Source organism: Streptomyces capoamus (assembly GCF_014654935.1).
Lineage (GTDB): Bacteria > Actinomycetota > Actinomycetes > Streptomycetales > Streptomycetaceae > Streptomyces > Streptomyces capoamus.
Genome location: NZ_BNBF01000024.1, coordinates 84,851 through 96,153, shown reverse-complemented (window position 1 = coordinate 96,153; position 11,303 = coordinate 84,851). Strand labels below are relative to the sequence as shown.

8 protein-coding genes are annotated in these 11,303 nt (G+C 72.9%); 5 read left to right on the top strand and 3 right to left on the bottom strand.

The window, feature by feature from the left end:
- Positions 1–1,300 (bottom strand): DUF7800 domain-containing protein (locus tag IE312_RS30635; protein ID WP_229900625.1); only part of this gene is annotated, 1,300 nt, incomplete at its 3' end.
- Positions 1,301–1,421: 121 nt separating this feature from the next.
- Between IE312_RS30635 and ppk2 the strand changes: the two genes are divergently transcribed.
- Positions 1,422–2,435 carry a polyphosphate kinase 2 gene (gene ppk2 / locus IE312_RS30630; RefSeq protein ID WP_189985518.1) on the top strand — a complete coding sequence of 338 codons (1,014 nt, stop codon included), beginning with the start codon at positions 1,422–1,424 and terminating at the stop codon, positions 2,433–2,435.
- A 104-nt stretch (positions 2,436–2,539) separates the two neighbouring features.
- On the opposite strand, the gene IE312_RS30625 is transcribed toward ppk2, so the two are convergent.
- On the bottom strand, positions 2,540–3,034 hold the full coding sequence (locus IE312_RS30625; RefSeq protein WP_189985517.1) for a hemerythrin domain-containing protein: 495 nt from the start codon (positions 3,032–3,034) through the stop codon (positions 2,540–2,542).
- A gap of 134 nt (positions 3,035–3,168) precedes the next feature.
- Here IE312_RS30625 and IE312_RS30620 point away from each other — a divergent pair, with 134 nt between their 5' ends.
- The 4 genes from IE312_RS30620 (at position 3,169) to IE312_RS30605 (ending at position 9,249) form a co-directional block, all read left to right on the top strand.
- A complete protein-coding gene (locus tag IE312_RS30620; RefSeq protein ID WP_189985516.1) occupies positions 3,169–6,342 on the top strand; it encodes a sacsin N-terminal ATP-binding-like domain-containing protein in 3,174 nt (1,057 codons plus the stop codon).
- 118 nt (positions 6,343–6,460) lie between these two features.
- A complete protein-coding gene (locus IE312_RS30615; RefSeq protein WP_189985515.1) occupies positions 6,461–7,243 on the top strand; it encodes a hotdog family protein in 783 nt (260 codons plus the stop codon).
- A gap of 34 nt (positions 7,244–7,277) precedes the next feature.
- On the top strand, positions 7,278–8,168 hold the full coding sequence (locus tag IE312_RS30610; protein ID WP_189985514.1) for a hypothetical protein: 891 nt from the start codon (positions 7,278–7,280) through the stop codon (positions 8,166–8,168).
- 247 nt (positions 8,169–8,415) lie between these two features.
- Complete coding sequence (locus IE312_RS30605) at positions 8,416–9,249, top strand: hypothetical protein (RefSeq protein ID WP_189985513.1); 834 nt, start codon at positions 8,416–8,418, stop codon at positions 9,247–9,249.
- A 13-nt stretch (positions 9,250–9,262) separates the two neighbouring features.
- On the opposite strand, the gene IE312_RS30600 is transcribed toward IE312_RS30605, so the two are convergent.
- On the bottom strand, positions 9,263–11,303 hold a 2,041-nt coding region (locus IE312_RS30600), incomplete at its 5' end, for an HAD-IC family P-type ATPase (RefSeq protein ID WP_229900624.1).

Sequence of the window (11,303 nt, the reverse complement as noted above, 5' to 3'; positions counted from 1 at the left end):
GGACGTCCCCGGAGAGCACGCACACGCTCGCCGGGGCGCCCGGCGCCGCCGCGACGTCGGCGATGAGGCCGGCGAGGTCGGCGAAGGAGCGGGGGAAGGCCGCCCAGTGCTCCAGGTCGGCCCCGCGCCGCAGCCACTCGCCGAAGCGAGCCCAGCGGTCGCCGCGTTCGCCGGCGCACAGGGCCGCGTCCCAGCTCTCGGTGTCGTGCACCAGGTGCGGCAGCAGCCAGGGCAGGGAGGTGCCGATCAGGAGGTGGTCGTAGGAGCCCTCGTCCGTCCCCCCGCCGGGGAGGACCTGCTCGCGCAGCCAGGCGGCCTCGCCCGCGTCCAGCATGGAGCGGCGGCCCTCCTCCAGGACCCGTGCGGCCCGGGAGTCGACCATGACGACCCGGACCCGGCCGAAGTCGCGCCGGTAGCTGAAGCGGACCGAGGCGGAGTCGGCGTCGGCCTGTTCGGCCAGGGCGCGCAGCGCCTTCGTGCCGTCCGGGGTGGCGCGGACGGCGGCCCAGGTGGGGTCGTCGGCGAGTTCGGCGGGGGAGAGGTTGCCCAGGTGCTGGTGGACCCAGTACGACATCAGGCCGCTCAGCAGCCGCTCCTGCCACCAGTCGGTGGTGCGCATGTCGGCGAGCCAGGAGGCGGAGGTGTTCCAGTCGTCGACGATGTCGTGGTCGTCGAAGATCATGAAGCTGGGCACGGTGGACAGCAGCCAGCGCACCTCCGGGTCGAGCCAGGACTCGTAGTAGAGGTGGCAGTACTCCTCGTAGTCGGTGACCTGCCCGCCCGGCGGCCGGTCGAGGTCGCGGCGGGCGGCCAGCCAGCGCCGGGTGTCCTCGGAGGTCTCGTCGGCGTAGACCTGGTCGCCCAGGAGCAGCAGGACGTCGGGGCGCTCGGCGCCGGGGTCGGCCGCGAGGCGGGTGGCCAGCGTGTCGAGGGCGTCGGGGCCGACCGGGTCCTTGCCGTCCGCCGGGGGCGCCGCCCAGCGGCACGAGCCGAAGGTGACGCGGACGGCGTCGCCGGCGCCGGGGGTGCGGATCACGGAGGGCGGGAAGCGGGAGTCGGGCAGCGGCCACACCCGGGTGCCGTCGAGGAACACCTCGTAGGACGGGGAGGTGCCCGGTCGCAGGCCGGTGACCGTGACGAGCGCGTAGTGGTGCCCGGCCACCTGGAAGGTGGGGGCCGTGCCGGCCGCGCCGTCGGAGCAGCGGACCTCGGCCGTGCAGGGCCGCTCGGTCTCGACCCACACGGTCGCGCAGGATCCGTCGGTGTACCGCAGCAGCGGTCCCAGGCGCAGTTCGGGCATGTGATCGCCTTCCTGTCTCGCACGCACGGCACGGAACGACCCCAGCGACGGTACAGGCGTCTGGGACCCGGCTGGGTGGGCACGTGTCAGGAGACCGGGGCGGTGACGGAGAGGCGGTGGCGTGGCCGAGCACGAGCAGGCGACGGAGACGGACGGGACCCGCGGCACGGTGCGCGAGGACGACCTGCTGCGGGGGTTCGAGGTGGACGACCGGCAGCCGGAGCGGCCGGTGCTGCTGGACGCCGGCGGCCGGCCGGTCGACACCTGGCGGGAGAACCACCCGTACGACCACCGGATGGGCCGGCGCGAGTACGAGCGGACCAAGCGGGTCCTGCAGATCGAACTGCTCAAGCTGCAGCGCTGGGTGAGGGACACCGGGCAGCGGATCGTCGTCGTGTGCGAGGGGCGGGACGCGGCCGGCAAGGGCGGCACCATCAAGCGGTTCACCGAGCGGCTGAACCCGCGCGGGGCCCGGGTGGTCGCGCTGGACAAGCCGACCGAGCGGGAGGCGGGGCAGTGGTACTTCCAGCGGTACGTGCAGCACCTGCCGGGCCGCGGCGAGATGGTCTTCTTCGACCGGTCCTGGTACAACCGGGCCGGCGTCGAGCGGGTCATGGGCTTCTGCACGGAGGCCGAGTACGCGCTGTTCCTGCGGCAGGCGCCGCTGTTCGAGCAGCTGCTCACCGACGACGGCGTCCTGCTCGTGAAGTTCTGGTTCTCGGTGTCCCGGGCCGAGCAGCGCACCCGGTTCGCGATACGGCAGGTCGACCCGGTGCGCCGCTGGAAGCTGTCCCCGACCGACCTGGACTCCCTGGACCGCTGGGACGACTACACGGCGGCCAAGGTCGACATGTTCCGGGCGACCGACACCGCGCACGCGCCCTGGACGGTCGTGAAGAACAACGACAAGCGGCGGGGCCGGCTGGAGGCGATGCGCAGTCTGCTGGACCGTTTCGACTACCCGGCCAAGGACCCGGCGGCGGTCGGCACGCCCGACCCGCTGATCGTCGGCGCGGCGGACACCCTGCTCGAACCGGGTGAGGAACCCACGGCCCTGTCGCCGACCCCGCTGGCCGGACCGGGCGGCGGGCCCGGCACCCACCCGGACCCCGCGGTGCCGGCCGGCCGCGGCTGAGGAGGCCGCTCACGGCCTTCGCGGCCCTGCTGTGGGCCGACCCGGGCCGCGCCGTGCGGCCGGACCCCGGGCCGGGACCGTGAGGTCCCGGCCCGGGGCGCGGGTCAGGACGACTTCACGATGCGGCGCACGTTCTCGAGGGAACCGCAGCCGGACTTCAGCTGACGCTCCCGCTCCTCCCAGAACGCCGCACCCAGCTCGGCGCGCCGCTCCGCGCCCACGTTCTCGCGGGCACCGTTGAGGATCGTGCGCTCCTCCTCGTCGGCGTGGTGGGTGACGGCCTCCACCAGCGCCTCCAGCTTCTCGTCCCACTCCTCGGAGCCGACCTCCTCGACCTGGAGGAGGTCCAGGAGGGCCTCGTTGCCCTCGTCGTGCTCGTGCTCGCCGTGCTCGACCTCTTCGTCGTCGATGTTCTTGTACCGCTTCAGTGCGGGATAGACCTTGGCCTCCTCGGCCTGGGCGTGCGCGACCAGCAGATCGGCGAACTCCTCCAGGGCGGCGGTCCGGTCCTCCTCCACGCTGCGCATCAGCCGGAACAGGTCCTCCATACGCCGGTGGTCCTGGAGGATCAGCTCGACCACGTCCTGTGTCTCGGGCATGTGAGGGCACCACTTTCGTGCGACGGCACCTTCGTGCCAACGGATGGTCACTACCGCCTACCCTCCCCGGCCGCGTTGATTGCCCCCCGTCCGGGCGCTGTACCTTCGGTCTCACGTCGTAGAGGAGAGTCAACGTGAGCAAGTACGTGCGGCCGGCGGCCGAGGGCGCCGACCCCTTCGGCACCGCCCGTCTGCGTCGCGGGGTGCTCGACGCCTGGGCGACGAGCCCCGCCCGCTTCCGGGAGGACGCCAACGCCGAGGAGGACCTGGTGCTCGGCGGGTACCGGGACCGGCTCGTCGTGGAACTGGCCCAGAACGCCGCCGACGCCGCCGCCCGCGCGGGCGTGCCCGGCCGCCTGCGGCTCACCCTCCGCGACGGCGTCCTGGTGGCCGCCAACACCGGCGCCCCGCTCGACGCGGCCGGTGTCGAGTCCCTGTCCACCCTGCGGGCCTCCGCCAAACGGGACGCGGAGACGGCCCACAGCGCCGTCGGCCGGTTCGGCGTCGGCTTCGCCGCCGTCCTCGCCGTCACCGACGAACCCGCGATCGTGGGGCGGCACGGGGGCGTGCGCTGGTCGCTGGCCGAGGCCCGGGAGCTGGCCTCCGACGTGGCCCGGCACAGTCCCGGGCTCGGCGACGAGGTGCGGCGCCGGGACGGTCACGTGCCCCTGCTCCGGCTGCCGTTCGCCGCCGAGGGCACCGCCCCGGAGCCGTACGACACCGCGGTCATCCTGCCCCTGCGCGACGCGGCCGCCGCCGACCTCGCCGAGCGGCTGCTCGCCGCCGTCGACGACGCCCTGCTCCTGGCCCTGCCCGGGCTGGCCGAGGTCGTCGTGGAAACCGGCGGCGAGGCCCCCCGCACGCTCACCCGGCGCACCGACGGCGCCTTCACGGTGGTGGAGGACTCCCGCGACGGCATCACCCACTGGCGTACCGCGTCCGCCCACGGGCCGCTCACCCCCGACCTCCTCGCCGACCGGCCCGTCGAGGAACGGCTGCGCCCGCACTGGTCGGTGACCTGGGCGGTCCCCGTCGACGCCTACGGCGCCCCGGCCCGCCCCCGCACCACCCCGGTGCTGCACGCCCCCACCCCGAGCGACGAACCGCTCGGCGTGCCCGCGCTGCTCATCGCCTCGTTCCCGCTGGACACCACCCGCCGGCACGCGGCCCCCGGCCCGCTCACCGACTTCCTGGTGCAGCGCGCGGCCGACGCCTACGCCGAACTGCTCGCCGCCTGGCGGCCGGTCGGCGAGGGCGTCATCGACCTCGTGCCCGGACCGCTGGGCAAGGCGGAGCTGGACGGGGCGCTGCGCCAGGCCGTGCTGGAGCGGTTGCCGCGCACCGCCTTCCTGCCCCCGGCCGCCGAGGGCAAGGACGACAAGAGCGACAAGAGCGTCAAGAGCGTCAAGAGCGACGAGAACGCTGACGAGCTGCCCCAGGCGCTGCGGCCCCGGGACGCCGAGGTCGTGGAGGGCGCCGGGGCCGGCACCGTACGGGTGCTCGCCGAGGTGCTGCCCACCCTGCTCCCGGCCGGTCTGGAGCGGCGCGTGGAGCTGCGCACCCTCGGGGTCGCCCGGCTGCCCCTGGCCGACGCCGTCGACCGGCTCGCCGGACTGGAGAAGGACCCGCAGTGGTGGTGGCGGCTGTACGACAGCCTCGCCGGGGTCGACCCCGAGCGGCTGTCCGGGCTGCCGGTGCCCCTGGCCGACGGGCGGACCACCATCGGGCCCCGGCAGGTGCTGCTGCCCGCCCCGGACACCGCCCGCATCGATGCGGACGTCCTGGGCCGGCTCGGGCTGAAGGTGGCCCACGAGGACGCCGCGCACCCGCTGCTGGAGAAGCTCGGCGCGCTGCCCGCCACCCCGCGCGCGGTGCTGACCACCCCGCAGGTGCGGGCCGCCGTGGCCGCCTCCCTGGAGGACGACGGCGGCCTCGCCTGGGAGGAGGACGCGCCGGACGCCGAGGAACTGGCCGACACGGTCCTCGGGCTGGTGCGGGACGCCGGCCTGGAGCCGGGGGAGGAGCCCTGGCTGGGCGCGCTCGCCCTGCCCGACGAGGACGGGGAACTCGCCCCGGCCGGTGAGCTGGTGTTCCCCGGCAGCCCCTTCGCCCAGGTCATCCGGGAGGGTGAACTCGCGGCCGTGGACGCCGAGCTGGCCGAGAAGTGGGGCGAGCAGCCGCTCGCCGCGTGCGGGGTGCTCGCCGACTTCGCGCTGGTCCGCGCCACCGACGTCGTCCTCGACCCGGACGAACTGGAGCCCCGGGACGGCGACTACGCCGAGCCCGACGACGCCGGCCTGCTGGACGCCGTCGACGTGTGGTGCGAGGACATCCTCGACCGCTTCCCGGACAGCCCGGTGCCGCCGGTCGCCACCGAACTCGTCGCCGTGCGCGACCTGGACCTGGTGGACGACGACCACTGGCCCGAGGCGCTGGCCCTGCTGGCCCGGCCGCCGCTGCGGGACGCCCTCACCCAGCCCGTGCGCATCCTGCTCCCCGACGGCACCCACGAGACCGTACGGCCGTACACCGCGTGGTGGCTGCGCGGGCACCCGGTGCTCGACGGGCGGCGCCCGGCCGGACTGCTCGCCGCCGGCGGCGACCCGCTGCTGCACGGCCTGTACGAGGAGGCCGACGCCACCGGGTTCGAGGACGAGCAGGTACTGCGGGCGCTGGGCGTGCGCACCTCGGTCGGCGCGCTGCTGGACGAGCCCGGCGGGGCCGCCGAGCTGCTGGACCGGCTCGCCGACCCGGACCGCCCGGTCACGCCCGCCCAGCTGCACGGGCTCTACAGCGCGCTCGCGGAGCTGGACCCCGAGCAGGTGACCCTGCCGGACGAGCTGCGGGCCGTGGTCGACGGGCGGGTGGCGGTCGTGGACGCCGGTGCCGCGGTCGTGGTCGACTCGCCGGACCTGCTGCCGTTCACCTCCGGTGTGCCGCTGCTGCCGGTCCGGCCCGCGCGCGCCGCCGAGCTGGCCGAGTTGTTCCAGGTGCGGCGGCTGAGCGAGTCCGTCACCGGCGAGGTGCACTCCGAGGGGACCGAGCACGACGTGCCGGACGCGGTGCGGGTACTGCTCGGGCCGCGCACGCCCCGGACGTACGCCGAGCACGAGGAACTGGTCGTGGACGGCGTGGAGATCGACTGGCGGCTCACCGACGACGGGGTGGTGCACGCGGCCACCCTGGAGGGGGTCGCCGCCGGGCTGGCGTGGGCGGCGGGGCAGTGGCCGCGCCGGTTCGAGGTGGCCGCGCTGCTGGAGGACCCGTCGCGGACGGAGGAGCTGGCCCGGGACCGCTGGTTCGACTGAGGGTGACGTGACCTCCGGCACAGCCGGGGAAAAACCGGGGATCCCGTACAACCTCCGATGGGTGCCGTTGATCTGATCATGCGACATCAGCTTCATGATCACGGGGAGACACCCACCCATGCGTATGCGAGCCGCTGGTACGGCCGTCCTCGGCGCCCTGGCGCTGTCCGTTCTGGCCGTCCCGGCCGCGCAGGCGGCGGACGACCACCGGGGCGACACGAAGATCTCGAACGTCGTCGTCAACGGCGGCAAGCCCGTCGTGGTCGGCGCGACGGGCAGCAAGACCATCACGGTCTCCTTCACCGCCACCGACGACTCCGGCATCTCCTGGGCCCAGGCGATCCTGTACCACGGCAAGGACATCGAGCACTCCGACAGCGGTGCCGTCGCCAACACCTCCGACAAGCGCTCCGTGTGCACCAAGGTCAGCGCCACCAAGGCGAACTGCAAGGCGACGTACACGCTGACGGCCCGGAAGAACCTCATCAACGAGGTGGCGGGCGGCTGGAAGGTCTGGGCGATCGCCCAGGGCAAGGACACCGACTACACCAAGAAGGAGAACGCCAAGACCTTCCAGGCGCAGCGGCTGGCCAAGCTGACGGCCGACGCCTCCCCCGAGCCGGTGGCGAAGGGCAAGACCCTCACCGTCACGGGCGGCCTGACCCGCGCCAACTGGAACGGCGGCACGTACGCCGGTTACACCGGCCAGCCCGTGAAGCTGCAGTTCCGCAAGCAGGGCGCCAGCGGCTACACCACGCTGAAGACCGTCAAGACGGACTCCAAGGGCCGCCTGAAGACCACGGTCAAGGCCACCGCCGACGGCTCCTACCGCTTCTCCTTCGCGGGCACGTCGACCACCTCCGCGGTCAGCTCCGCCGGTGACTTCGTCGACGTGAAGTAAGCCGCAGCACCTCCACATCCTCCAAGGACACCCCATGCGACTTCGTGCCACTGTGGCCGCCGTTTCCGGCGCCCTGGCCCTCTCCGCCCTCGTCGTGCCGGCCGCGCAGGCCGCCGACGGCAGCTCCGCCCACCGCACGGACCTCGCCAAGGTCCTCGTGCAGCACGCCGCGTCCGGCCGGGCCGGCGTCGCCGCCGCCCCGGCGGAGGGCGACCTGGACGTCACCTTCTCGAACTTCAAGATCGCCAAGGCGATCAAGGTCGGGACCACCAACAAGGTCTCCGTGCGGGTCCGTTACACCCTGACCCACGGCGCCGACGTCAAGATCGACTCGGACAATTTCTTCAGTGTCCCGCTCATCTACCACGGCTCGTCCACCACCCCGGACAACGCCGCCGGCGGTGACGAGCCCGGCATCTGCGTGGTGACCTCGGCCACCACCGCCGACTGCAAGGGCACGATCGTGCTCAACCCGCGCGAGACCGATCGGGACATGAGGCTGCGCAACACGCAGGCCGGTACCTGGCACGGCGCGGGCATCGCGATCGACATGGACTCCGAGAAGGAGATCGTCCAGGTCGACGGCCTCGGCACCACCCTGGTCCAGCGCAACTCGACGCTGACGGTCAACGCCGCCCCGGAGCCGGTGAAGAAGGGCAAGACCCTCACCGTCACGGGCAAGCTCTCCCGCGCCAACTGGGAGGACCACAAGTACCACGGCTACACCGGCCAGTCCGTGAAGCTGCAGTTCCGCAAGAAGGGCTCCAGCACCTACACCACGCTGAAGACCGTCAAGTCGGACTCCACGGGCGCCCTGAAGACGACCGTCAAGGCCACGGCCGACGGTTACTACCGCTTCTCCTTCGCGGGCACCACGACCACCCCGGCGGTCAGCGCCGCCGGTGACTTCGTCGACGTGAAGTAAGCGGTCGTGAAGTAAGCGACTGTGAAGCAAGCGGCTGTGCCGTAGGCGGCACACCGGTCCGGCCCCGGGAGCGCGTACCGCTCCCGGGGCCGGAATGTTTCCTCTCACTTGTGCCATGCACAGGTAATCACCGGCCAAAATCAGGCCGGGACACGCTCTTGCGGTACAACCCTCCCTGTGCTTCGCGGATCTGTGATCACGTGAGTCGACCGACTCCACGATCACTTCTCCCTCCAGGGAAACGCACATGCGCATACGTGCCACCGTGGCCGCCGTCTCCGGCGCCCTGGCCCTCTCCGCCCTCGCCGTCCCGGCCGCACACGCCACCGGTGACCCGGGCACGCCGTACACGCTGAACGTCAGCTTCTCCACCGTCACGATCACCAAGGCGATCAAGGTCGGCACCTCGAACAAGGTGAGCGCCGGCTACTCGTACACGCTGACGCACGGTGCCGACGTGGACATCACCGCGCAGGACTTCTACAGCGACGCCTTCCTCTACAAGGGCTCGTACGACGACCCGACCGCCGCACTGTACGGCGACAACCCGGCCACCTGCACCGCCACCTCGGCGACGACGGCCACCTGCAAGGGCACCGTCGACATCTACCCGGCCGACGGGGACCTGAAGAACGCCTGGGCCGGCTCCTGGGGCGTGGCCGCCGAAGCCGTCGCCTTCAACGGCCAGAACCAGGACAACCCCGCCGACATGAGCAAGGTCGGCTACAAGGACCAGAGCGGCCTCGGCAGCACCCTGGTGCAGCGCTATTCCAAGCTCACCGTCGACGCCGGCCCCGAGCCGGTCGGCAAGGGCAAGACCCTCACGGTGACCGGCAAGCTCTCCCGCGCCAACTGGGAGGACCACGCGTACCACGGCTACACGAGCCAGCCGGTCAAGCTCGAGTTCCGCAAGGCGGGTACGAGCACCTACACCACGGTCAAGACGGTGAACAGCGACTCGTCCGGCAACCTGAAGACCACCACCACCGCGAACTACGACGGCTACTGGCGCTTCAGCTACGCGGGCGGCACGACCACCCCGGCCGTCAGCGCCACGGGTGACTACGTCGACGTGCAGTAGCACCCCGCCGGACTCAGTCCGGGAAGCGGCGGCCGACCCACCTCCACAGGTACTCCAGGGCGGCCGCCGCGACCGCCGCCACGCCGACCGCCGTCCACGGCAGCGCGATCCCGACCAGCCGCAGGGCGAAGAAGTGCTGCAGGGCGGGGACGGCGAGGACGAGCAGAAAGGCGACGGCCATCGCGGCCACCAGCACCACCCGCCACCAGGTGTAGGGGCGGGCGATGACCGCCAGCACCCACATGGAGATCAGGAACAGGGTCAGGGTGGCCGCGCTCGTCTCCGCCTCCAGCGCGCTCGGCCCGCTGTAGTGGTGGCGGGCGAGCAGGTACGTGACGAAGGTCGCGAGGCCCGCCAGCACCCCGCCCGGGACCGCGTACCGCATCACCCGGCGGACGAAGTGCGGTCTGGCCCGCTCGGTGTTCGGTGCCAGGGCCAGGAAGAAGGCCGGGACGCCGATGGTGAGCGTGGAGAGCATGGTCAGGTGCCGGGGCAGGAAGGGGTACTCGACCTGCCAGCACACCACCAGCACCGCCAGCAGCACCGAGTACACCGTCTTCACCAGGAACAGCGTCGCCACGCGCGTGATGTTGCCGATCACCCGGCGGCCCTCCGCCACCACCGAGGGCAGGGCCGCGAAGCTGTTGTCCAGCAGCACGATCTGCGCCACCGCCCGGGTGGCCTCCGAACCGGAGCCCATCGCGACCCCGATGTCCGCGTCCTTCAGGGCGAGGACGTCGTTCACGCCGTCCCCGGTCATCGCGACCGTGTGCCCGCGCGACCGGAGCGCGCCGACAATGTCCCGTTTCTGCTGCGGGGTGACCCGCCCGAAGACGGTGCCCGTCTCCAGGGCCCGCGCCAGCTCCGGCCCGTCGGCGGGCAGCCGCCGCGCGTCCACCGCCGTACCGTCCAGGCCCAGCTTCCCGGCGACCGCGCCGACCGACACCGCGTTGTCCCCGGAGACGACCTTGGCGCGCACGTCCTGCTCGGCGAAGTAGCGCAGGGTCTCGGCCGCGTCGGACCGCAGCCGCTGCTCCAGGACGACCAGGGCGGCAGGACGGGCGCCCCTGGCCGGCTCGGCGTCGTCCAGGTCGCGGTGCGCCCGGGCCAGCAGCAGCACGCGCAGCCCCCGCTCGTTGAGCTGCTCGGTCTCGGCCAGGGCCGGGTCGCCGGCGGCGAGCAGGACGTCGGGGGCGCCCAGCAGCCAGGTGCTGGTCTCCCCGTCGCCCTCGCTGAACGCGGCCCCGCTGTACCTGCGCGCGGAGGAGAAGGGGAGCGACTCGACGCAGCGCCACTCCTCGCTGTCCGGATAGGCGTCGATGATCGCCTGGAGGGAGGCGTTGGGGCGCGGGTCGGACTCGCCGAGCGCGCCGAGCACCTTGCGCAGATACGGCTCGTCGGCCCCGTCCAGCGGGCGCAGCTCGCTGACGTCCATGCCGCCCTCGGTGAGCGTGCCGGTCTTGTCCAGGCAGACGGTGTCGACGCGGGCCAGGCCCTCGATGGCGGGCAGCTCCTGCACCAGGCACTGTTTGCGGCCGAGCCGGATGACGCCGATCGCGAAGGCGACGGAGGTCAGCAGCACCAGCCCCTCGGGGACCATCGGCACGATCCCGCCGACCGTGCGGGCCAGGGCGTCCTTCAGGTCGTCGTTCTTGACGACGAGCTGGGTGACGACGAGCCCGACGGCCGCCGGGACCATCATCCAGGTGACGTACTTGAGGATCGTGGAGATGCCGGTGCGCAGCTCGGAGTGGACGAGGGTGAAGCGCGAGGCCTCCTCGGCGAGCCGGGCGGCGTAGGCCTCGCGGCCGACCTTGGTGGCCGTGAACGCGCCGCCGCCCGCGACCACGAAGCTGCCGGACATCACCGCGTCGCCGGGGCGTTTGACGACGGGGTCGGCCTCGCCGGTGAGCAGCGACTCGTCGATCTCCAGCCCGTCCGCCTCCGCGCACACCCCGTCGACGACGATCTTGTCCCCGGGGCCGATCTCGATCAGGTCGTCCAGCACGATCTCACTGGTGGCCACCTCGACCGCCGCCCCGTCCCGGCGCACC